The sequence below is a fragment of the Anaeroglomus insulsum genome, from assembly GCF_050689095.1.
In the GTDB taxonomy this organism is placed as follows: Bacteria; Planctomycetota; Phycisphaerae; order Sedimentisphaerales; family Anaerohalosphaeraceae; genus Anaeroglomus; species Anaeroglomus insulsum.
Genome location: NZ_JBOGCL010000005.1, coordinates 102,982 through 125,994, shown reverse-complemented (window position 1 = coordinate 125,994; position 23,013 = coordinate 102,982). Strand labels below are relative to the sequence as shown.

At 53.1% G+C, this 23,013-nt stretch carries 15 protein-coding genes; 12 read left to right on the top strand and 3 right to left on the bottom strand.

The genetic code is table 11. The features are described from left to right. The first annotated feature begins 244 nt into the window (after nt 1-244). From ACQ9LF_RS06455 to ACQ9LF_RS06410, 10 genes are all read left to right on the top strand, one after another. Entirely contained in the window at nt 245-3,238 is a 2,994-nt protein-coding gene (locus tag ACQ9LF_RS06455; RefSeq protein ID WP_462488559.1) for a glycosyl hydrolase 115 family protein, read from the top strand. 52 nt (nt 3,239-3,290) lie between these two features. Continuing rightward, nucleotides 3,291-4,517, top strand: coding sequence for an SGNH/GDSL hydrolase family protein (locus tag ACQ9LF_RS06450; RefSeq protein WP_462488558.1), 1,227 nt, complete (start codon nt 3,291-3,293; stop codon nt 4,515-4,517). A gap of 321 nt (nt 4,518-4,838) precedes the next feature. Continuing rightward, nucleotides 4,839-7,400, top strand: coding sequence for an alpha-L-arabinofuranosidase C-terminal domain-containing protein (locus tag ACQ9LF_RS06445; protein WP_462488557.1), 2,562 nt, complete (start codon nt 4,839-4,841; stop codon nt 7,398-7,400). Next, the gene (locus ACQ9LF_RS06440) at nt 7,397-8,812 is read left to right on the top strand and encodes a DUF1593 domain-containing protein (RefSeq protein ID WP_462488619.1); all 1,416 of its coding nucleotides are present in this window, start codon (nt 7,397-7,399) and stop codon (nt 8,810-8,812) included. Before ACQ9LF_RS06445 ends, ACQ9LF_RS06440 begins: the two co-directional genes overlap by 4 nt. A gap of 37 nt (nt 8,813-8,849) precedes the next feature. After that, a complete protein-coding gene (locus ACQ9LF_RS06435) occupies nt 8,850-10,559 on the top strand; it encodes a glycoside hydrolase family 43 protein (RefSeq protein WP_462488556.1) in 1,710 nt (569 codons plus the stop codon). An 82-nt stretch (nt 10,560-10,641) separates the two neighbouring features. Then, on the top strand, nt 10,642-11,961 hold the full coding sequence (locus ACQ9LF_RS06430; protein ID WP_462488555.1) for a family 43 glycosylhydrolase: 1,320 nt from the start codon (nt 10,642-10,644) through the stop codon (nt 11,959-11,961). Nucleotides 11,962-11,976: 15 nt separating this feature from the next. Further along, nucleotides 11,977-14,082 (top strand): alpha-glucuronidase family glycosyl hydrolase, encoded by a 2,106-nt coding sequence (locus ACQ9LF_RS06425; RefSeq protein ID WP_462488554.1) that lies wholly within the window; start codon nt 11,977-11,979, stop codon nt 14,080-14,082. Nucleotides 14,083-14,172: 90 nt separating this feature from the next. Further along, nucleotides 14,173-15,285 carry an endo-1,4-beta-xylanase gene (locus ACQ9LF_RS06420; protein ID WP_462488618.1) on the top strand — a complete coding sequence of 371 codons (1,113 nt, stop codon included), beginning with the start codon at nt 14,173-14,175 and terminating at the stop codon, nt 15,283-15,285. Between the two features lie 75 nt (nt 15,286-15,360). Then, complete coding sequence (locus tag ACQ9LF_RS06415) at nt 15,361-16,689, top strand: glycosyl hydrolase family 8 (protein ID WP_462488553.1); 1,329 nt, start codon at nt 15,361-15,363, stop codon at nt 16,687-16,689. A gap of 47 nt (nt 16,690-16,736) precedes the next feature. Next, nucleotides 16,737-18,458: a glycoside hydrolase family 43 protein gene (locus tag ACQ9LF_RS06410; protein WP_462488552.1), complete on the top strand. Its 1,722-nt coding sequence runs from the start codon at nt 16,737-16,739 to the stop codon at nt 18,456-18,458. 211 nt (nt 18,459-18,669) lie between these two features. Here ACQ9LF_RS06410 and ACQ9LF_RS06405 read toward each other — a convergent pair whose 3' ends face one another. Both ACQ9LF_RS06405 and ACQ9LF_RS06400 read right to left on the bottom strand, forming a co-directional pair. Next, nucleotides 18,670-19,665, bottom strand: a complete 996-nt coding sequence (locus ACQ9LF_RS06405; RefSeq protein ID WP_462488551.1) for an arabinan endo-1,5-alpha-L-arabinosidase — start codon at nt 19,663-19,665, stop codon at nt 18,670-18,672. A 15-nt stretch (nt 19,666-19,680) separates the two neighbouring features. Further along, a complete protein-coding gene (locus tag ACQ9LF_RS06400; RefSeq protein ID WP_462488550.1) occupies nt 19,681-20,133 on the bottom strand; it encodes a ferritin-like domain-containing protein in 453 nt (150 codons plus the stop codon). 320 nt (nt 20,134-20,453) lie between these two features. On the opposite strand from ACQ9LF_RS06400, the gene ACQ9LF_RS06395 reads away from it, so the two are divergent. Then, complete coding sequence (locus tag ACQ9LF_RS06395; protein ID WP_462488549.1) at nt 20,454-21,692, top strand: PQQ-binding-like beta-propeller repeat protein; 1,239 nt, start codon at nt 20,454-20,456, stop codon at nt 21,690-21,692. 4 nt (nt 21,693-21,696) lie between these two features. After that, a complete protein-coding gene (locus ACQ9LF_RS06390; RefSeq protein ID WP_462488548.1) occupies nt 21,697-22,212 on the top strand; it encodes a DUF456 family protein in 516 nt (171 codons plus the stop codon). Between the two features lie 42 nt (nt 22,213-22,254). Here ACQ9LF_RS06390 and ACQ9LF_RS06385 read toward each other — a convergent pair whose 3' ends face one another. Then, the gene (locus ACQ9LF_RS06385; protein ID WP_462488547.1) at nt 22,255-22,830 is read right to left on the bottom strand and encodes a TraR/DksA family transcriptional regulator; all 576 of its coding nucleotides are present in this window, start codon (nt 22,828-22,830) and stop codon (nt 22,255-22,257) included. Nucleotides 22,831-23,013: the final 183 nt, after the last annotated feature.

Below are 23,013 nucleotides of genomic sequence, written 5' to 3'. Positions count from 1 at the left end.
AATCACGTCTATAAGTTCTTGTAATTCAATGGGTTGTGTATTTTTTTGGGGGGCTGTCATTTCTTTCCCTGTTGGCACCCTGTATTCAGAACCTTAGGTCTTAGCATCCCTGGCAGCGGTGTGGGTCTGGAAACAGACGACCCGGGGGCAGGGCTGTTCAAAAAGAGGTACTGGTGAAAAACGAACTTGTTCTTATTCCATTTCCGGTTACCTTTTTATAGGGATTCTTTTTAAGGATTTAAAGATGCGACAGGGACCGATGCTGAAAAACGGAGAGAATACGGCGTACCGCTTGCATGGTTTTGCGTTGAGGATGCATTTTCCGTTGTTTGTATGGTTTTGGGTTCTTGTTATTCTGGCCGCTTCAGTTCAGGCAGGATTGGGCCTTACACCCCAGTTTGTCACCGAACAGTCACAATCAGGCAGCTTTCCTGTCGTCGCTTCCGGTCAGGCGTCATCGCTTTGTTACGATTCCGGCGATTACAAGGGCGTGATTCGTGCCATCGGCGACCTTCAGGCTGACATTGAACGCGTCACCGGCCATAAGCCGAACCTCAAGACGGACCGTTCCGGTTCCGGGTATGCCATTATTATCGGCACGCTGGGCAAGAGCAAGCTGATTGATGAGCTTGCTGCTTCCGGCAAACTGGAGACGGCGGATCTCAAGGGAAAGTGGGAATGTTTTATCATTGCCACGGTGAATCAGCCCGCCCCTGATATCGATCAGGCTTTGGTGATTGCCGGCAGTGATAAACGCGGTACGATTTACGGTATCTATGAGCTTTGTGAACAGCTTGGCGTTTCGCCCTGGTACTGGTGGGCAGATGTTCCGCCGAAAAAACGCAGTGAAGCTTATATTCTTTCTGGCCGGTACACGTCGGGCGAACCCGCTGTAAAATATCGCGGGATTTTTATAAATGATGAGGAGCCGTGTTTTGGTCCGTGGGCCCGGGAGAAGTTTGGCGGCATCAATTCCAAGATGTATGCACACCTGTTTGAGTTAATCCTGCGTCTGCGTGGGAATTACCTGTGGCCTGCGATGTGGGGAAAGGCATTCAATGAAGATGACCCCGAAAATCCGAGACTGGCTGATGAATATGGTATTGTGATGGGGACATCCCACCACGAACCCATGATGCGTGCCCAGGCGGAATGGACCAAGCACAGGTCTCGTTTTGGTAATGGTGCATGGAACTATGCCGTCAATGAGCAGGGGCTTCGGGCGTTCTGGGAAGAGGGGATCAGACGGAATAAGGACTACGAGAATCTGGTTACAATCGGCATGCGAGGGGATGGCGATGAGCCCATGATCAAAGGGGGCGACATGGATGCCAATGTCAAGCTTCTGGAACGCATAGTCGCCGACCAGCGGAAGCTGCTTGCCGACATTGTCAACCCGGATGTGACCCGGATTCCTCAGCTCTGGACGCTCTATAAGGAGGTTGCGGATTACTATGCTCATGGGATGAACGTGCCGGACGATGTAACGCTGCTGTGGTGTGATGATAACTGGGGCAACATTCGCCGCCTGCCAACGCCACAGGAGCGAGGACGTTCCGGCCGGGCCGGCATCTATTACCACTTTGACTATGTGGGTTCGCCGCGTTCCTACAAATGGATCAATACCAATCCGCTTCCGAAGATTTGGGAGCAGATGAACATGGCCTATGAATACGGTGCCGACAGGGTTTGGGTTGTCAATGTCGGCGATCTGAAGCCTATGGAGCTGCCCATCGAGTTCTTTTTGCGTATGGCGTGGAATCCCAAAGCCATGCCCAAGGAAAAGATTGCTGAGTTTACCCGGGAATGGGCCAAACGCGAATTTGGGGCCCAGTATGCCGATGCGATTGCGGATATCGTTTCCAAATACGCCAAATACAACGGCTGGCGGAAACCCGAGCTGCTGGAACCGACCACGTTTAGCCTGGTGAACTTTCAGGAAGCCGAGCGTGTTTTGGCGGGCTGGCAGGCCATTACGGCACAAGCGGAAAAAATCAATACCCAGTTGTCGCCGGAATGGCGTGATGCCTTCTATCAACTGGTGCTCTATCCGACCAAAGCATCGGCTACGGTTGTTGAAATGTATATTGCAGCCGGGCGAAACCGGCTCTATGCCGCTCAGGGACGTGTCAGTGCCAATGCACAGGCCCAACGGGTGTGGGAGCTGTTTGAGCGTGACAAAGAACTGACCGAGGCTTACCATCGTCTTGGCGGCGGCAGGTGGAACCATATGATGGCCCAGACTCGCATTGGCTACACCAGCTGGAACGAACCAAGAACCAATATCATGCCGAAGGTCACGGAATTCAATCCGGATGCGTCTGAATTGATGGGGGTTGCGGTTGAAGGATCCGAACGTGCCTGGCCGGGTGAATCGAACGCTGCGGTACTGCCTGCATTCGATTCGCTCAATCGCCAGAGCCGCTGGTTTGAGGTGTTCAAACGCGGCAGTAAGAACTTTGCGTTCTCGGTGTCAGCGGACAAACCGTGGATTCGGTTTAGCACCGTCTCCGGTACCGTCGATGAGGATCAGCGTATCTGGGTGAGCATCGATTGGGAAAAAATGCCTGTGGGGGAATGGTCGGCTGTGATTACCGTATCGGGTGCGAATGGAGAAAGTGTGCCCATTCAACTGAATGCCGTTCGTTCGGATCAATATACCCGTCAGAATGTCGCTGCCTTTGGCGGCTTGACCGGGCCGATTGTCATTGCGGCTGAGCGAGCGACAAAAATGATTGATGCAGGCCATGTCCGGTGGGACAAAATTCCGGACTATGGCCGCGGCGTGTCAGGGATGGCTATTTTCCCGGTGACTGCCCAAAGCGTAACGCCGCCGGAGAATTCCCCGCGGATGGAGTATCCTGTACTGATTGCCGGTTCTGGGCAAGTTCATGTTGATTTAGTCATGGGACCGACTCTGAATATTCAGCCGGACAGAGGCGTGCGAATAGCCGTCTCGTTTGACGACCAGCCGCCGCAGATTATCGACGCATTTCAGGGGCAGTCGTATGCGGATCCTTCCAGACGCCCCGATCTCTCGGCCCCGGCAATTCGTGACTGGTACACCTGGGTTAAAGACAATGTCAGAACGGTCAAGTCGACCCATCAAATCTCCGAGCCAGGTGTGCATACGCTCAAGGTTTGGATGGTGGATCCGGGTGTGGTCCTGGAAACATTGGTTCTGTACCGTGATACTTTACCAAAATCCTACCTGGGACCCATAGAAACCCTCTGGTAATAGACTTTATTGTGGATAGGATTATAACCGGATTATTGACAAAAGGCTGATTATGAAATCAACAACTGGACAGAATCGGGTATTCTTTTACGTCATTGTACTGGCTGTGTGGGGAGTGACTCACGCAGCAGGTCTCAAACCAGGCACGGATTATCACTGGGTGGGGACCTGGGCTTCGTCGGCTCAGGAAGTGGAAACGAAATTGATGCCTTCGACATTTCAGAAACTCGACGACACGACCCTGCGGCAGGTGGTGCGTGTCTCCATCGGCGGCGAAAAAGTGCGTATCCGTTTTTCCAATGCTTTTGCGGACTGGCAGGATGGCCTGAAAATCAGCCAGGCCTGCATCGCGGTATCTGCCGGCGGAAATGTTATCCAACCGGAGACGGTCAAACCGCTGACCTTTGGCGGGAAGACGTCGGTTGTGATTCCTTATGGCACGCTGTTTGTTTCGGATCCGGTGGATTTCGACCTGAAGCCGGGTTCCGATCTTGCGGTTACGATGCATATCGCAAAGGCTCCCAAAAAAACCACAGGCCATCGCAGTGCCAGAGGCGAAGTAGTCTTTATGCAATCCGGAAATGCCGTCAGCGAGAAAGCACTGCCGACGTCCGTCGCAAACACCTGCTGGTATTATCTGTGCGGCGTGGAGGTGCTGGCCAGCCGTACCGCTGCCGCCGTGGTTTGTCTGGGGGATTCGATTACGGATGGTAAAGGCTCCACGGAGGGACAAAACCGACGCTGGCCTGATTATCTGGCCCGCCGGATGCTTGCTCATCCTGAAACGGCTCAGATTGGGGTACTCAATCAGGGAATCGGGGGCAATTGCCTGTGGTCCGGCGGCATCGGTCAGCCCGTGATACAGCGGCTGGATCGGGATGTACTTGCCCAGCCGGGGGCTCGCTGGGTCATTTTGCTTGAAGGCATCAATGACCTTGGCGGGGGACATACCGCCGCCGAAGAGATCATCACTGCGATGGAGCAAATCGCGGTGCGATTACAGGCCTGCGGTCTGCGTGTGTATGGTTCCACGATTCTTCCGTGCGGCGACTCCTTTTACTACAACAATGAACTGGAGGCCAAACGGCTGAAAATTAATGACTGGATCCGAACCAGCGGGGTTTTTGATGCGGTGATTGACTGGGATGCGGTTGTTCGTGATCCTCAGAAGCCTGCCAGACTGCGTCAGGAAGCCGATAGTGGCGATCATCTTCATCTGAGTGATGAAGGATATCGAATGATGGCTGAAGCGTTGGATTTAAAGCTGTTGTTGAATTAATCGCTTGTTAATGAAGGTGGCATTTGTACGTGACAGGTAACAAAAATGGAGAGAAAACACATGGAAGAGGCATGGGGTCCGTCGTGTGGTGATGATGAGAGTTTATACCTGGATGTTGTGTGCTGCAGTGCCGGTTACGGCTGCCGGGTCAACCGAGCCTGTGTCCGTTAACACTGTGATTGATGCCGGCAAAAGGATGCCTCCATTCAGCCTTATCTGAAGGGGATTCCCGCACCTGCGACGTTTGCTCTCTTTCGTATGAATATCGATGAATTTCCGAGGAAGTACTGAATACCAATTGAACTTATAGAAAGGTTTTTTATGAAACAATTATGTATCATATGGATTACCGTCGTACTGATTCTGTCAGGCTGTATTCTGTATGCTGCCGAGGCCAATCCCGGCAAAATCGTTGTGCAGGCCGACAAACCCGGTGCCAGATTCAGTCCGTTGTTTTATGGTCTGATGACGGAGGAAATCAATTACTCCTATGAGGGTGGACTCTATGGTGAATTAATTCAAAACCGCATCTTCCGGAATCCCAGCGGCCGCGGCAGTGGGTTGGCTCCGATCGTTACGGGAACCAAAGAACCCGGCCTGTTCAGGAGTGAGCATTATTCAATGAGTGCTTTCTCCTGCAAAATTCCCAACGGCAGGTATCTGGCAAAGCTTTACTTTGCGGAGACCTACTCCGGCATTACCGGTCCCGGCCAGCGTGTATTCTCCTTCAATGTCCAGGGGCAGGAATTCAGGGACTTTGACATTTGGAGCAAGGCCGGTGGTCCCAACCGTGCCTATATCGAAACAGTGCCTGTGGAGGTGACCAATGGAGAATTTCGGATTGTATTCACACCCAAGATCGAAAATCCGGCAATTAACGCCATAGAGATTATTCCACAGACCCCGGCAGCACCAGCCGAAGCCACGGTACGAATCAGAGCCGGACAGACTACACCCTATACGGATTCCAGCGGCCAGGTTTGGCAGCCTGAAAAAGGATTTGAGGGCGGCGATATTGTTGATCACGGTCCGATTGTGGACACTCCTTCCAGCGAGATTGCCGGTGCTCCTCACTGGTTTCTGGTGACCTCTGCAGGTGCTGAAGGTGTGGCAGCGATTGACACAAATGATCCGATTAATACTTCTGCTCTGACGACCAGTCTGAAACTTGCGATTTCCAATGTGCCGGACGGCGGCCGCGTGGGTGTGGCCAATGATGGCTATTGGGGTATTCCGGTTAAGCCTAACACCACCTATCAGTGCTCTTTCTATGCCAAAGCATCGGATGGTTTTGCGGGTGCACTCACTGTTGCCATCGAATCCAGCGACGGGAAAACGATTTACGCATCCGGGAAACTCCCTGCAATCACAGCCAAGTGGCAGCGTTATCGCCTTACCCTGAAGACCGGGGATGTCAAGCCGACAGATGATGCCCGTTTTGTGATCTCCGCCGGCGTCCGGGGGACGGTGAATTTCAATCTGGTATCGCTATTTCCCCCTGTATTCAGGGAACGTACGGGCGAGGCTCTGGGGGGGCGTCCTGCCACCGGATTCAGAACCGACATCATGCAGCTTTTAGATGATATGCATCCTGCGTTTCTCCGTTTTCCGGGCGGCAATTATGTTGAAGGATCCAATTTCGCTAATCGATTCAACTGGAAAACGATGATCGGGCCGTGGGAAGAACGCCCCGGCCACCAGAGTCCCTGGGGCTATCGGTCTTCGGACGGCCTGGGGCTGCTGGAATTCCTTGAATGGTGCGAAGAATTGAATATGGAGCCTGTTGTGGGTGTATATGCCGGTCTGCATCTTGACGGCGGACGCGATGTCAGAACGGGTGAAGCACTCAAGCCGTTTATTCAGGATGCTCTGGATCAGATTGAATACATCACCGGTGATGTAAACACAACATGGGGTGCCCGCCGTGCCAAAGACGGCCACCCGGCCCCATTCAAGCTGAGATATGTCGAGATTGGCAATGAGGATTTTCTTAATAACGGCACCGCAACGTATTGTGGGCCCGAAGGCCGCTTCGCCATGTTCTATAATGCCATCAAGGCCAAATATCCACACATTCAGGTGATTGCCACCGTGGACCCCAAAGTCCCGCATGATGTGATTGACAATCATCATTATATGTCGCCGAACGCCGCAATTCGAAATGCCCATCTTTATGATAATGCCGATCGTAACGGCCCGAAAATTTTCGAAGGCGAATGGGCCTCTCAGGAACGCGGAACGCAAAGGGGACTGACCCCGTCTTTCCAGTGCGCCATTGCAGACGCGGCCTTTTTGACCGGCCTGGAGCGCAACGCTGACATTGTGATTATGACCTGTTATGCGCCGCTGTTTACCCGCGTGAATCCGGGCGGCAACCAGTGGCGTACAAACCTTATCGGTTATGACACCCTGACCAGTTATGGATCACCTTCCTATTATGTTCAAAAGATGTTTTTCAATGCCAGGGGTGATCAGATTATCCCGATTTCTCAAATTGTTCCCCAGACGATACCCGCCTCTGCTTCCGGGTCGGGGCAGGCTCCCGCGGGGCAATCGCCTGGTCGCGGTCGCATGGATACTCCTCCCAGTCCAAACGAGCCTTTGTTTGCCTGTGCCAGCAGAGAGGATGCCTCCGGCGACATCATCCTGAAAGTGGTCAATGTCTTTGGCGTCGATCAGACTATGACGGTAGAATTAAAGGGAGTCGATGTCAGCAAACAAGCCGTCGGGCAAGTCATGACCGGACAGCCCAATGATACCAACTCGGTGGAGAATCCTTTCCATATTGTCCCGAAAGAGTTCGTTATCCAGGATGCAGGCTCTCTATGGAATCATACCTTCCCGGGCAATTCCATTACGGTGATACGTTTCAAAACCAAATGACGGAGAAGAAAATGAAGACCCCCATAACAACGACCGTATTGTTGTTTTTGATCATCACGGCTTTGTCGATGTCGGCTCCTTTGAAACCGCGTCTGGTGGTACTGACGGACATTGCTCCTGACACCGTGGAACCCGATGACATGCAATCTCTGATTCGGCTCCTTGTCCATGCCGATCTGTTCGAAATCGAAGCCCTGATTCACTCAACAGGCTGGAGTGTGGGGGGGGATGCAGGGGAGACTGGTATGAATTTGATCAAAGAAGCGATTGATTTGTACGAGATGGATCTGCCGAACCTGATGAAACGCTCCGGCCAGACGGGAAACATCCACGGTGACGAGCAGCAGGAAATCGGGTATTGGCCGAGTGCAGACTATTTGAGAAAGCGGGTTCTGCTGGGTAGCAAGAACAGGGGGCAGAAGTTTATTGGTGACGATAACAATTCTGACGGAAGTAGGGCGATTATTACCTTGGCTGACGAACAGGATGACCGTCCCCTTTGGATAACCGTCTGGGGCGGCGGCAACACCCTCGCCCAGGCCTGCTGGCAGGTACAGCAAGAACGCAGCGATGAGGAAGTCAGGAAGTTTTTGCGTAAACTCCGTGTTTATACAATTACGGATCAGGATGGAGCTCAAAAAAAGGGGAACGTCATTGATTGGCCAGAAAGCTCTCATCTGTGGATGCGCAAGGAGTTTGAAAAAGATCTTCTGTTTATCTGGGACGAAAGCGCCTGGCTTTACCAGAATGGTACCGGCAGAAGCAAATGGAATGATTATCAAACACATATTCAGGGCCACGGTAATCTAGGAGGAAGGTATCCGAAATATAAGTATGGAGTTGAGGGCGATACTCCTGCGTTTCTTCATCTAATGCCTGTTGGACTCAATAACCCGGACGTTCCAAATCAAGTCGGCTGGGGGGGATATTTTGAGTTTGGAGAGTGCAAGGACAACGCGACCCGTGCGTATCAAAATCATGGCGGGGATGCCAAAAAAATTTCCTCAAAATATCAGCAGTATTTCTATCCGGCCACCTTTAACAATTTTGCAGCTCGGATGGACTGGGCCAAAGACGGCAAGGGAAACCGAAATCCGGTTGTTGTCATCGATGGTGACAAAGGCATGGATATTCTGTTCCGCACGCCCAGGCAAGGCACGAAGGTCACCCTGGACGCATCAGAATCGTCTGATCCGGATGGGGATAAGCTGACGTTCAAATGGTGGGTATTACCTGAAGCGGGTACCTATGCCGGGGAGATTATCATCTCAAACAGCAGTTCCCATATCGCCTCGATTGATATTCCGGCAGACTCGGCTGGAAAGCTTTTTCATGTGATTTGTGAGGTTGTGGATGATGGAGTGCATAACCTGTCGGCTTACCGCAGAATTATCTTCAAACCCACAGACTAAGGACAATTTTCAGATTGAACACAAAACAGGAGTTGCAATGATGTCTAACACGCTCATCGGTTCTATGATCATGTCTATACTGGCTCCCATCGGTCTTGCTGCAGACACCCTGGATACTTCCTCCTGGGTGCAATTTTCGAGATTTGCATATACGGGCAAAGCTGCTGCAGAGCCGGCGGCGGATGAATATCTCAACCCCATCATTGCTGGCTTCTATCCAGACCCTTCCATTTGTCGGGTTGGCGAGGACTATTATCTGGTCAATTCCTCGTTTAATTATTTCCCCGGCATCCCCATCTGGCACTCCAAAGACCTGGTTCATTGGACACAGATCGGCAATGTCATCGACCGACCGTCCCAGTTTGCCATACGCGGGGGGCAGGTCTCTGCCGGGACCTTTGCGCCCACGATCCGTCACCACAACGGCACTTTTTATATGATCAATACCCTTGTAGGCGGAATTGGCAATTATTATGTTACCGCCACCGATCCCAAAGGTCCCTGGTCGGAACCGATCCGTTTGCCGGACGTCGGCGGCATTGATCCGGATATGTTTTTTGATGACGATGGCAAGTGCTATATCCTCAGTTGCGATGAGCCCGTGGGACAGGCCAAATACAACGGTCATCGCACCATCCGGATTCAGGAATTTGATCTCAATCAGAAAAAATTCGTCGGTGAAAAAACCGTACTTGTTGATGGCGGCACGGATATTTCCAAACGCCCCATCTGGTGCGAAGGCCCCCATCTTTACAAAATCAATAACAGGTATTACCTGATGTGTGCCCAGGGCGGCACCAGCACGGCCCATACAGAAGTCATCTTCAGGTCGGATTCGGTTCGCGGACCGTATATCCCATGGGACAAAAATCCCATTCTTGCTTCTGAGGGCCTGCCGTCTGACCGCCCCAATCCCATCACCTGCACCGGCCATGCCGACCTCGTCCAGACACAAAACGGCGACTGGTACGCGGTGTTTCTTGCCTGCCAGCCCTATCAGGCCGGTTTCTATAACACCGGCCGCCAGACATTTATGCTGCCGGTTACCTGGACCGATGGCTGGCCTGTCATCCTGCCCCCGAATACGCCGGTTCCTTTGACGGTGAAAAAGCCAAATCTGCCTGCGGGCAAGGCCCCGGCCGTACCCTCCACCGGCAATATCCATTTTACCGACAATTTTGATTCAGATATGCTGGACTATCGATGGACTGGCCTGCGGGCTCCAGTTTTAAAATGGTATGTTTTATCCAAAACAGACAAGGCTCTGTACCTTGAACCCCGCAGCGATCTTCTTTCAGGGCAGGGCAATCCCTCTTATCTGGCTGTGCGTCAGCAAAACAACGATTTTACCTGTACAGTGACCCTGAAGGCCCAGCCCGGAACCGCAAATTGTATCGCCGGATTAGCAGCATTTCAGAATGAAGGCCATTATTACGCGATAAACGTTAAAATAGACACCGGGCACCTCACTGAAATCTCTGTTGAACAGTCCGCCGGAGCAGCAGGCCGCGGATTCCGTCAAAGTGGCCAACCGCCGCAGCCTAAGATTTTGGCCTCTCAGGTACTGCCTGATGAGACTGTCTCTATTGACCTCAAGATCGAAGGTCAGGGTCCCAATATCCGCTTTTTCTACAAGACCGGCGGCGAGTACATACCGCTTGGTCAGGATTTCCAGGCTTCTTTCTTAAGTACCGAAACCGCCGGTGGGTTCCAGGGGGTAACGCTGGGCATGTTCGCCCACAAATAAGCAAAACGAATTTCTATGAAGAATAACAAATTCAGGGTATGATGTGATATCAATAAAGGTAATTACGGATAGGAGATCGAGTATGAAACGATTTATCTGCTGCGCAGTACTTGCGGTCTTTTACGGGATGGGGCTGAATGATGGGTTTGGGGATAATCCTTTGATTCTCGATCAATTTTCAGCAGATCCTACCGCCCGTGTATTTGAAGGCAAAATATATGTGTATCCTTCGCATGATATTCCCGCCGCACCAGGCCGGGGACGTGCCGGGTGGTTTGTTATGGAAGACTACCATGTGTTCTCATCCGAGAATCTGATGGACTGGACGGATCATGGTGTTATTCTGGATCAGACCGATGTCCCCTGGCTTGAGCGGAAATCCTTCGATATGTGGGCGCCGGACTGCGTCTTCAAAGATGGAAAGTATTATTTTTATTTCCCCGCTTCCGGCCGAATTGGGGTGGCTGTGGCAGAAAAACCCCACGGGCCTTTTAAACCGGCAGAGAAACCCATCGACGGTGTACGAGGGATCGATCCCTGTGTCTTTATAGATCATGATGGAAAGGCTTATCTGTATTATTCGATGAATCGCATATTTGTCGCCCGGCTCAAAGAGAATATGATGGAACTGGATTCTCAGCCTTTGGTGATTGCCAATCTCCCCCAGAAAGGACTCATTGAAGGTCCATTTGTATTTGAACGGAACGGCATTTATTATTTGACCTATCCGCATGTGCAGAATAAAACGGAACGACTTGAATATGCCACCAGTACGACTCCGATGGGGCCTTTTGAGCACAAGGGAGTGATCATGGATGAATCACCCAGCGGCTGCTGGACCAATCATCATTCCATCGTGGAATACAAAGGGCAGTGGTATCTGTTCTATCATGACAAGGATTTGTCGCCGGACTTTGATAAAAACAGGGCGATCAGGGCGGATTATCTTTCTTTCAATGAAGATGGCACGATCCGAAAAGTGACCCCGACCCTGCGCGGTGTGGGGATTGCTGATGCGTCCAAAGAAATACAGATTGACAGGTATAGCACCACGAGTCCCGACGGTGTAACGGTTGATTTTGTGGATTCAAACCAAAAACAAAAGGGCTGGAAGACGGTGTTGGCGGCACAGAACGCCTGGGTACAATACAACGACGTGGATTTTGGCGAACACAAATGGAATTCGGTCCGGGTCAAAGCCGCTTCGCAGACAGGCGGTATGGTTGAGATTCGGATGGACAATGTCGATGGACCCCTGGCAGCGAAGGTCGAGATTCCGGAGAATACGGATTGGTCAGTCGTTAAATCCGATGTTTTGAAGAGTCTTTCCGGCATTCATAACCTGGTTGTGAAGCTCAACGATGCGAAAAAAGTCGAGATTGACTGGATACAATTTGAATAACAGGGGCACCTCATCATGATTCACAAAACAGCTCAAAGTATGCTGTATCAGATGGTATTGTTTGTCGTCTTGTGGGGGCTGGGGGGCAGTGTTGCCCGTGCTGAAGACGGGTATCGATTGTGGCTTCGCTATGAACCCATTGCCGACTCTAAATGTCTTGAGCAGTATCGGCAGGCCGTCACACAAATCGTGTTGCCCAAATCCTTTCAAGGCGATGACGTTATCAGGCGGGAGCTTCAGGCCGGCCTGTCCGGACTCCTTGGGATGGAACGTTGTGTATTTGTTGACGAGATCTCCCGTAGCGGAACACTGGTGGTTGCAACAGCAGATACCGCCGGCCTGATTCCTCAAGCCCTTAAGCCCTCGGATTTGGACTCGTGCGGTACGGAAGGCTTTCTCATTCGGTCGATGAAAATCAAGGGGTATTCAGCCACTGTCATTGCCGGCAAAACACGCATCGGAGTGCTTTATGGCGTATTTCATTTCCTGCGGCTGATGCAAACCCTCCAGCCGATTGAGGCTCTGGATATCATGGAACAGCCTGCGCTTCAGTTGCGTTTAATGAATCACTGGGACAACCTGAATGGGACGATTGAACGCGGTTACGCCGGACGTTCGCTGTGGCAATGGAAGGACTTGCCGGAAACACTCAGCCCTCGCTATACGGATTATGCCCGAGCGTGTGCCTCGATTGGCATCAATGGCGCTGTGATCAATAATGTCAATGCCGATTTTCGCATCCTCTCATCGGAATACCTTCGAAAAGTCGCCGCGTTAGCGGACCGGTGGCGGCCCTTTGGTGTGCGGATGTATCTGAGTGTCAATTTTGCCTCCCCAATACAACTGGGAGGCCTGCCGACTGCCGACCCGCTGAATCCGGATGTGATGACCTGGTGGAAGGCGAAGGCGGATGAAATTTACACCCTGATTCCTGATTTCGGCGGCTTTCTGGTCAAGGCGGACTCTGAGGGACAACCCGGCCCGAAAACCTATGGACGCACACATGCCCAGGGAGCCAATCTGCTGGCCGACGCCCTGGCCCCTCACAAAGGCATTGTGATGTGGCGAGCGTTTGTTTATGATGCGGATGTGGACCCGGATCGTGCCAAACGTGCCTGGCTGGAGTTCACTCGGCTGGACGGACAGTTTCGTCCCAATGTCGTGATTCAGGTGAAAAATGGCCCCATCGATTTTCAGCCGCGTGAACCCTTCCATCCGTTATTTGGTGCAATGAAACAGACTCCGGTAATTGCCGAAATCCAGGCCACGCAGGAGTATCTGGGACAGGCCAGACATCTGGTTTACCACGGTCCGATGTGGAAGGAATTTCTGGATTCCGATACCTATGCCAAAGGACAGGGTTCGACGGTGGCCCGGGTATTGGCCGGCAAAGTGCATCCGTATCACATCACGGGGATGGTGTCGGTCACCAACCCCGGTCTCGATACCAACTGGTGCGGCCACCATTTTTCGCAGTCGAACTGGTATGCGTTTGGCCGATTGGCGTGGAAACCGGAGTTGTCCGCTCAAACCATCGCCGAAGAATGGACGCGCATGACGTTTACGAATGACAACAAAGCCGTTGATACGATTTGCAGCATGATGATGGGATCCCACCAAACGTTTGTGAACTACACTATGCCCCTCGGACTGCACCATCTGATTGGCGGAGATCATTATGCCCCGATGCCCTGGAATGATCGTGCCCCCCGGGCCGACTGGACCGCTACCTATTATCATCAGGCCTCTGCCGACGGCATCGGTTTTGATCGAACGCGGCGGGGTACCAATGCAGTGGATCAATACTTTCCGCCGCTCTGTGACGTGTTTAACGACATTTCGACCTGCCCGGAAAAATTTCTTCTCTGGTTTCACCGCTGCCCGTGGGACTACCGCATGAAGTCAGGAAAGACCTTGTGGGAGGAACTCTGCGACACCTATCGGCAGGGAGCCGCCCAGACGGTTGGATTGCAGAAGACATGGCAATCGCTTGACGGAATCATTGATTCGCGTCGCCATCAGGAGGTTGCCGACCGCCTGACCATTCAGGTTCAGGATGCTGCGAAATGGTGTGACCAGATTTTAGCGTATTTTGGGCGTTACGCGGAAAAAAAGGATTGATAGGGAAGACCATAGACTCAACCAGCTTTCGTCAACAGGATTGCAGTTATGAAAAAAATACAATTATTCGGTATGATTTGCCTTTGGGGGATGGGGACCCTGGCGGCCGGGGCCGGCACGCCGACGTCCTTGAAAGAAGCGTACAAGGATGCATTTCGTGTGGGCTGTGCGGTAAATACGGCTATTGTTACCGGCAGGGATAAACTCTCGCAGCAAATCGTGATTGATCAATTTAATGCGATTACGCCCGAAAACGAAATGAAGGCCGAGACCATCAATCCCAGGCCGGGCGTTTATCATTTTGGGCCTGCGGATCAGATCGTGGAATTTGCCGAAAAACACGGCTTGTTCCTGATCGGCCATACCCTGATCTGGCATAATCAGACGCCCCAGTGGTTTTTTCAGGATGCCGACGGCAAACCCAATACCCCCCAGGCCCAGATTGAGCGTATGCGCAGTCATATCCAGGCTGTGGCAGGACGCTATGCAGGCCGGGTTGACGCGTGGGATGTGGTCAATGAGGTGATTGACAATGACGGTTCCTATCGCTCTACCGCGTGGGTCAAGACCATCGGCAACGGGGACGAGATGGTAAAGCAGGCTTTCCGGTTTGCCGCCCAATATGCACCGGATGCCGAGCTTTATTACAATGATTTTAATGCCTGGCGACCTGCCAAACGAGATGGCATCGTGCGAATGGTCAAGATGCTGCAGGCCGAGGGAATTCGGATTGACGGCATTGGCATGCAGGGCCACTGGGGACTCAACTATCCCAAAACCGAGTACATTGAAGCGGCGATCGATGCGTATGCGGCGCTGGGAGTCAAGGTCATGATTACCGAACTGGATATCGATGTCCTGCCGTTGACCCGGGAAGGGCAGATCATCGGCCAGGTTATGGCCGACCCGCAATTTCAGCTCGAAGAGTTCAAGGCTTATCTGGACCCTTACGCCCGGGGACTTCCTGAGCCTGTGCAGCGGCAGCTGGCAGATCGCTATGCCGAATTATTCGGGATATTTTACAGCAAACGGGATAAAATCGATCGCGTTAGCTTGTGGGGAGTCCACGATGGCATGTCCTGGAAGAATGATTATCCGGTGCCGGGAAGATCCAATTATCCTTTGTTGTTCGATCGCAACAGACAGCCTAAACCGGCCTTTGATGCGGTTCTGAAGGTGCCGTCTTTGGCTCCGGCAAAATAGCTTCTGGGGTGAGTTTTTGAGAAATCCTGCACGCTTGACCAGAATATGAATACCCATTCAGAAAGGATATGATTGATGAAGTATGCGATGTCTCTTTTGATACTTGTGACATTAGGTTATGCTGCTGCGGCTGCCGATCCAAACACGATTCAGGACGTTCAGGATCCCCGCGGAAAGATGAAGCCCTGGGAAAAAGGTGCCTGGGAAACCGGACAATATCGCAATGTATTCCTGGAGGCCGGCTATAAGCAGCAGGACATTGATGCCAAACTGGCCAAGGCGTATTATGATCTCTTTGAAGGTCCCAACCGGGTTTACTTTGAGGTGGGCGACGATATGGCCTATGTCTCCGATCTCAAGAACCGCGACGCACGTACGGAAGGGCTGTCGTACGGCATGATGGTGGCGGTGCAATTGAACAAAAAAGAAGTCTTCGACCGCCTGTGGCGATGGACGGTGAAATATATGCAGCATCAGGAAGGCCCGCGGGAAGCCTATTTTGCCTGGTCGGTGGACCCCAAAACAGGACGACAAAATTCCCCAGGCTCTGCCTCGGATGGTGAATTATACTTCATCACCGCGCTGTTGTTTGCCTCCAATCGCTGGGGCAATGATACGGGCATCGATTATTATGCCCAGGCCCGGCGCATCCTCGATGCCATGTGGAGCAAGGACGGCACCGGCGGCATCCGAAATATCATCAACACCGAGCACAAAATGATTACCTTTGTTCCCGAAGGCCGGGGATACAACTGGACGGATCCATCTTATCATGTGCCGGCCTTTTTTGAAATCTGGGCCGAGTATGCTAAAGATGGTCACGAAGCATTCTATCGCGAGTGTGCTGAAATTTCCAGACAGTTCCTGCATAAAGCCTGTCACCCGCAAACGGGTCTGACCCCCGACTATGCGAACTTTGACGGCACGCCGCTGCCGGGGAGAATGAGTGCATTCGGTTTCGATTCCTGGCGAGTGCCCATGAATATTGCCATGGATTACTCCTGGTATGCCAAAGACAAAGCCTGGCAGCAGGAGTATTGCAGACGCATTCAAAACTTTCTGTTTGCCCGGGGCATTGATACGTTTGAGGATCAGTTTAATGTCGATGGGACCGCCCGCGAAAATATCATGGGGGCCGGCGGATATCGCACGCTTCGCCATTCCCTGGGCTGGGTCAGCACGGTGGCCGCAGCCTCTATCATGGGCACCCAGGCAATAAGCTGGAAATTCGTTGATGCCCTCTGGAATGCAAAGCTGGAGCCGTACAAGGACGGCTATTTTGACCCCTATTATGATGGTTTTCTGTATCTGTTTAGCCTGATGCACCTCAGCGGTAATTACCAGATTATCAAACCCGCCTCCATCGGACCCTCCCAGACAATCGAGCGGGGCGGATTGAAATAAACAGCTTACTGCGGGGTTGAACGATAAAACGGCTTAAAGGGGACGTTATGGTTGGAAGTCGTTTCTGTGTAAAGTGTTATCTTGCCTCTTGCGCTGTTCTGTTGGCGGGACTGGGGTGTTCGGTCAATCCGGCTGCCAGCAAACACAAGACCGCATTAAACCACGCCGCAGGAGCGAGCGTTATGTCCAGAGAACTCATCTCATCAAACGTATCAGGCCATGCCATCTCCAAAGTCTGGGTTGCCGACAATGGGGACGGCACATATAAAAATCCCATCCTGTATGCGGACTATTCCGACCCGGATGTGATTCGCGTGGGGGATGATTACTACATGACCGCCTCCAGCTTCACCTGCATTCCGGGCCTGCCCATTCTGCACTCCCGGGACCTGGTCAACTGGACTCTCATCGGCCATGCCGTTCAGCGTTACCCCAATGACCTGTTCGATCGACCCCAGCACGGCAAAGGCATCTGGGCTCCGGCTATCCGCTATCATAACAATCTGTTCTATATCTTCTGGGGCGATCCTGATATGGGTATCTACCGCGTCCGGGCCAAGAATCCCGCCGGGCCGTGGGATGAGCCGCTGCTGGTCGTGCCCGGCCAGGGACTTATCGATCCCTGCCCGTTCTGGGATGACGACGGCAGAGCATACATCGTGCATGGCTGGGCAGCCAGCCGCACCGGTGGCTTCAACAGCGTCCTGACCCTTCGCCAGATGACCCCTGATGCCACTGCGGCCATTGGACAGGGCAAGCATATCTTCGATGGCCACGATACTCAGCCGACCATTGAAGGTCCCAAGCTCTACAAACGCAACGGCTATTATTATATCTTCGCCCCAGCCGGCGGCGTTGCCACCGGCTGGCAGACGGTCCTGCGGTCCAGACAAATTACCGGCCCGTATGAAGAAAAAATCGTCCTTGGCCAGGGCAGTACCCCCATCAACGGCCCGCATCAGGGGGCTTGGGTCGATACACCTCTGCGAGAGCACTGGTTTATCCATTTTCAGGATTGCCAGGCGTATGGCCGGGTGGTGCATCTCCAGCAGCTCAACTGGATTGACGACTGGCCGGTCATCGGCATCGACAAAGACGGCGACGGCAAGGGCGAGCCGGCGCTGACCGAACATAAGCCGCTAATTCGTGGTATCCATCCCATCGCAACCCCGCAGGAAAGCGACGAGTTCGATTCCGACACGCTGGGTCTGCAATGGCAGTGGCAGGCCAATCCGAAATTGACCTGGTATTGCCTGCTGCCGGGCAAAACGCACCTGCGGCTGTTCGCCGAAAAACTCCCCGCCGAGAGGACTCCTTTGACCGAGGCCGGTAATCTGCTTCTCCAGAAGTTCCCCGCTCCGACTTTTACGGCAACAACCTTAGTCAAATTCACACCCCAGTGGGACGGCAAGCGGGCGGGTCTGACCATTATGGGGGAAGAATACGCGAGCTTGTCGATAACAAAAGTCAAGAATAGCTTTTTGCTGGTCCTGCATACCTGCAAACCCGGCGACGAAAACATCGAAACCGTCGTCGCCGAACAACCGCTGCCCGGCGATACCGTCTATCTGCGGGTCAAGGTGACTGCTCCAAACGCGGCCTGCCAGTTTAGCTACAGTCTTGACGGCCAGCAGTATAAGGACATTGGCACTCTGTTTTGGGCCAAACCAGGCAAATGGATCGGCGCCAAGGTCGGCCTGTTCTGCATCAGCGAGCCGTCTGCCCGCAACGGCGGCTATGCCGACTTCGACTGGTTCAGGATTGAGTAACACAAGAATCCACAAATTTCACAGATAGATGTAGGATTGGGTTCGTTTAGTGAGGAGTGAAACAGTAAAAGCAGCGGGCTTGGACTGTATCGAAATCGAAGTTGTTTTGGCGCGTATGGCGACCTGCCCCTTAGACTGACCCAATCATTGAATCCTGTCGCTTGCGATGGGGGCTGCTGTGTGTTGTGAGTCAATACAGCGTGGGCATGGATCACTTAGGGATGGTTGCCGGCGGAGGGGTGTTGGGGTCGGATGGGGGTTCGAGGATGGGGCCGGGCGTGGGCCAGTGGTCTTGCGTCCATTCGATGGGGCGGATTTGGAGGACGGGTCGGCCGCGGTTCTGGGCGTCGTAGGTGTGATAGACCAGAAAATCATCATCGCCATCGCACAGGACGGAGTTGTGCCCCGGACCGATCCAGCGGCCTTCGGTCTGCAGGACCAGCGAGCCGCCGCCTTCGGCCATCGGGCGGCCTTCGCGGTCGATGTACGGGCCGGTGGGGGATTTGGATCGGCCAACCATGATTTTATACGTGCTGTTGATGCCTCGGCAGCAGGCATCGAAGGAGACGAACAAGTAATAGAAGCCGTGGCGATAAATCAGATAGGCACCTTCGATGGCGGTCTCCGGCGGTTTCCGGCGGGCGATGGAATGAATCGTCGGGGTGTCGGACAGGAGCTTGCCGGTTTTGGGATTCAGCTCGGCCAGTTTGATGCCGCCCCAGAACGAGCCCCATGTCAGCCAGACCCGGCCGTCGGCATCGGTCAGGACGCCGGCGTCGATGGCGTTGAAGTCCATGCCCGGTTTGGATTCGATGACCATGCCTTCATCGACCCACTTGAAGTCGGGGCTGTTGGGGTCAAGGGTCTTATTGGTAGCCAGGCCGATGAAGGAACGCTGGCTGCCGAAGGTGGAGGCGGAATAATACAGACAGAAGCGGTCACCGATTTTGTGGACGTCGGAGGCCCATAGTTCGCGGCATGCGGGGATTTCTTTTTTGACCCAGTCGGGTACAGCGCTAAAGACATCAGCACTGCGGGTCCAGCTCAGCAGGTCTTTGGATTCGATGACGCTGATGACACGGCGCATCCGGCCGGTGGAGAAGATGTAGTAGGTGTCCTTGTCCTTGATGATGTGGGGGTCGTGAACATCAGTTGCGGCGGTGCACAGGGCCGACAGGCTGCACAGGATCCAAGTCAAATATTTCATGATTCTGCTCCGGGCTTAATTTTTCCTGAGTTTGATATCGTGGTATTCTTTTTCGAAGCGGCGCTTGTGGTGGGCTTCTTCAATGGCCAGCAGTTCGAGGACGTCGCGGAGCTGTTTGTCGTCGGTGAATTTGGCCAGAATCTGATAGAGCATCATCGCGGCGTGTTCCTTGTTCATAGCGATGCGGACGGCATCTTCATAGGTCATGTGGTCGGGGGTAGGGACGGCGGCGATGTATTTGGCGACTTCGCTGTGGTCGAGGTCGTCGCCGGGGACGTTTTCGGCGATGCCGATGATGCGTTCAAGACGCTGTTTGTGCTGGTTTTCTTCTTCGGCCAGATCCAGCAGGATTTTCTTCATGGCTTCGGTGTCGGCCCGTTTGGATAAATCGATGTAGAACTGGTTGGCCATTTCTTCGAGTTTGATGGCAAAGGCCAGGACCTCGCCGAGTGTGTTGAACTTTTTCATACGATTGTATCCATTATGTTGCGATTATGATTCCTGTTATACCCGGCCGGCCGCTGGGACGACGGGCGTCTGATACTACCGACAGCCTAACCGGTTTTAGGGTGTTTGGCAAGGGGGCAGTTGCAGATTTCCCGTTTGACAAGAGTGAGTATGTCGGCAATGCTCGCAAAGCAATAGTTTCTTGATTTAATAGTGATTATTTGGAGCTTTGGCAATAACACAGAAAAACCTTGACCCTTATAGCGGATTCTGGGAAAATTACTGATGTTATCAGTAAATTAAGCATTGAATCGGGAACTATCTATTTTTCGGAGACTGACATGACAATCAGACACTGCATTCTGAGTACGCTTCTAATCGTTTTATCCATTTCGACGGTTTTTGGTGCGGATTGGCCGCAATGGCGCGGGCCGGAGCGCGACGGCGTGTCCAAAGAAACGGGGCTTCTTGGGCAATGGCCTGAATCCGGACCTAAATTGGTGTGGAAAGCGACAGGGTTTGGTGCCGGCTACTCCGGCGTTGCTATTTCCGGTGACCGCATCTACACGATGGGGGATGAAGGGGCCGATTGCTACGCCATTGCATGCAATTTATCTGACGGCCAGCGGGTCTGGCGGACTAAGGTCGGCAAGGCCGGTGCCCCCGGCTGGGGCGGTTTTACAGGCCCCCGGGCCACGCCTACCGTCGATGGTGAGATGGTCTATGTGATTGGTCAGTATGGCGAATTGGTCTGTCTTAAGGCTGCTGATGGCACGCAGGTCTGGTCTAAACACCTCGTCAATGACTTTGGCGGCAAGATGCCCGAATGGGGCTATAGCGAGTCTGTTCTGGTTGACGGCGACAAGGCCCTGTGCACCCCTGGCGGTTCGAAAGGGGCTATCATTGCACTGAATAAAACGACAGGCGAAACACTCTGGCAGACCAAAGACTTCCAGGACCCGGCACATTATTCTTCGCTGGTCGTCTGTGAAATCGCAGGCGTCAGACAGTATGTCCAGCTTACCTCAGAAAGCGTGGTGGGCATTTCCACGGATGGCAAAGTCTTATGGAGAGCCGACCGCAAAGGCAGGACGGCGGTGATTCCGACCCCCATCGTCAAGGGAAACAAAGTTTATGTGACCAGCGGATACGGCGTCGGCAGCAACCTCTTTGAGATTCAGCATACCGACGGTGCGTTCACCGCCAAAGAAGTCTATGCCAACAAGAGCATTGCCAATCAGCACGGGGGGGCGGTTCTGGTGGGCGATTATGTGTACGGCTATTGCGATGCCAAAGGCTGGGTCTGCCAGCAATTCGATACCGGCGAAATCAAATGGAGCGAAAAGGGAAAGGCCGGCAAAGGCTCTCTGACATACGCCGATGGACGGCTGTATCTCCGCTGTGAGAACGACGGGATTGTGGCTCTGATTGAAGCCACGCCAGACGGTTACAAGGAGACAGGCCGCTTCGTGCAGCCCGGCTTCGGCAAGCCCCAGACCTGGCCGCATCCTGTGATCTCAGGCAAGAAGCTGTTCCTCCGTGACCAGGACCAATTGCTGTGCTATGATATAAGCAAGTAAAGGGATGATTTACATCTACATAGTAATGTTGCTGCTGTTGAATACGTGCTGGCTGGTCAGTGTGCTGCTGACGGTGCCGGGTAACTGGCTGATGGTGTTGACGACGTTTGCGTTTGCGTGGTGGAAGTGGGATGCGCATCTGTTTGGGGTTCCGGTGCTGGTGCTGATTGCGGTGCTGGCGGTAATTGGGGAGATGATTGAGTTTTTTGCGGGTGCCGGCGGTGCCAAAAAGGCCGGGGCGAGCTGGATAGGGGCGCTGGCGGCGATCGGCGGGGCGGTCTTCGGGGCGCTGTTGGGGACGTTTATGATTCCGATTCCGGTGGCCGGGACGATGCTGGGGGCCTGCCTGGGGGCCGGGGCGGCTGTGTGGTCGGTGGAGCGGCTGGCCGGCAAGACGCCCGACACGTCGCTCAAAAGCGGCATTGGGGCGGGCACAGGGGTGCTGGTGGGCATCACCGTGAAGTTTGCCATCGGGTGCCTGATCTGGCTGATTATCGCGGTGGCCGTGTTCTGGAATTAGCCGGCTATTCGAATTTCAGGCCGGGCGAAGACTCCGCTCGGGTTATTCTTTTATATCCGGAGCGATGTCGTCATCAAACTCTTCGATGTCTTCTTCCGGCAGCTCGATAGCGTCTTCGTCGATTTCGACGGCTTCTTCAGGGACATCTTCAGTTTCGATGTCTTCTTCGATATCTTCTTCATAGTCATCGGCACGCTCAATATCGATGGGACGCTGGCGAATGTTGTTGAAGGATCGTCCTTTCTCCACCTGGCGGGCATGTTCCAGGCTATAGCGCGTCCACGGGATGGCCTCCAGACGTGACAGCTCGATGGGAATACCCAGGGCTTCGCAGATACCAAAGGTGCCATCGTCGATCCGGCGGAGGGCCATATCGATTTCGGCGAGAATTTTTTTCTCTTCAGCCATCAGGCCCAGGCCAAATTCCTGTTCGAAGTTGTCGGACCCCATATCGGCCAGGTGGACCGGCATACTGGACAGCTCACCGCCACCCTGGAAGATCGATTGCTCCATGCACTCGACATCCTGGAGAATTTCTTTTCGCTTTTCCAGAAGGAGTTCGCGGAATTTCTCAAGCTGCTTGGCTGTTAATTTACCATTGTCTTTTTTCTTTGTCATTGCGCCGCCATTTAAACAGAACTATGTTATAATACCGTTTTTTTTCGCCACATACCGGGGATAACCCAATGTATCGCGGGAATTATAGGAATTTCTTTAAAATTGGCAACACTGTTTTTACAGATTTAACAAAAAAAGGTTCGGGCTGGCGGAATGGGTTGTGTTTTTATTGATTTCCGACAT

What these genes read in the sequence shown, in the direction of transcription:
- ACQ9LF_RS06455 (WP_462488559.1), top strand. Translation starts at nt 245, where the DNA reads ATGCGACAGGGACCGATGCTGAAAAACGGAGAGAATACGGCGTACCGC.
- ACQ9LF_RS06450 (WP_462488558.1), top strand. Translation starts at nt 3,291, where the DNA reads ATGAAATCAACAACTGGACAGAATCGGGTATTCTTTTACGTCATTGTA.
- ACQ9LF_RS06445 (WP_462488557.1), top strand. Translation starts at nt 4,839, where the DNA reads ATGAAACAATTATGTATCATATGGATTACCGTCGTACTGATTCTGTCA.
- ACQ9LF_RS06440 (WP_462488619.1), top strand. Translation starts at nt 7,397, where the DNA reads ATGACGGAGAAGAAAATGAAGACCCCCATAACAACGACCGTATTGTTG.
- ACQ9LF_RS06435 (WP_462488556.1), top strand. Translation starts at nt 8,850, where the DNA reads ATGATGTCTAACACGCTCATCGGTTCTATGATCATGTCTATACTGGCT.
- ACQ9LF_RS06430 (WP_462488555.1), top strand. Translation starts at nt 10,642, where the DNA reads ATGAAACGATTTATCTGCTGCGCAGTACTTGCGGTCTTTTACGGGATG.
- ACQ9LF_RS06425 (WP_462488554.1), top strand. Translation starts at nt 11,977, where the DNA reads ATGATTCACAAAACAGCTCAAAGTATGCTGTATCAGATGGTATTGTTT.
- ACQ9LF_RS06420 (WP_462488618.1), top strand. Translation starts at nt 14,173, where the DNA reads ATGGGGACCCTGGCGGCCGGGGCCGGCACGCCGACGTCCTTGAAAGAA.
- ACQ9LF_RS06415 (WP_462488553.1), top strand. Translation starts at nt 15,361, where the DNA reads ATGAAGTATGCGATGTCTCTTTTGATACTTGTGACATTAGGTTATGCT.
- ACQ9LF_RS06410 (WP_462488552.1), top strand. Translation starts at nt 16,737, where the DNA reads ATGGTTGGAAGTCGTTTCTGTGTAAAGTGTTATCTTGCCTCTTGCGCT.
- ACQ9LF_RS06405 (WP_462488551.1), bottom strand. Translation starts at nt 19,665, where the DNA reads ATGAAATATTTGACTTGGATCCTGTGCAGCCTGTCGGCCCTGTGCACC.
- ACQ9LF_RS06400 (WP_462488550.1), bottom strand. Translation starts at nt 20,133, where the DNA reads ATGAAAAAGTTCAACACACTCGGCGAGGTCCTGGCCTTTGCCATCAAA.
- ACQ9LF_RS06395 (WP_462488549.1), top strand. Translation starts at nt 20,454, where the DNA reads ATGACAATCAGACACTGCATTCTGAGTACGCTTCTAATCGTTTTATCC.
- ACQ9LF_RS06390 (WP_462488548.1), top strand. Translation starts at nt 21,697, where the DNA reads ATGATTTACATCTACATAGTAATGTTGCTGCTGTTGAATACGTGCTGG.
- ACQ9LF_RS06385 (WP_462488547.1), bottom strand. Translation starts at nt 22,830, where the DNA reads ATGACAAAGAAAAAAGACAATGGTAAATTAACAGCCAAGCAGCTTGAG.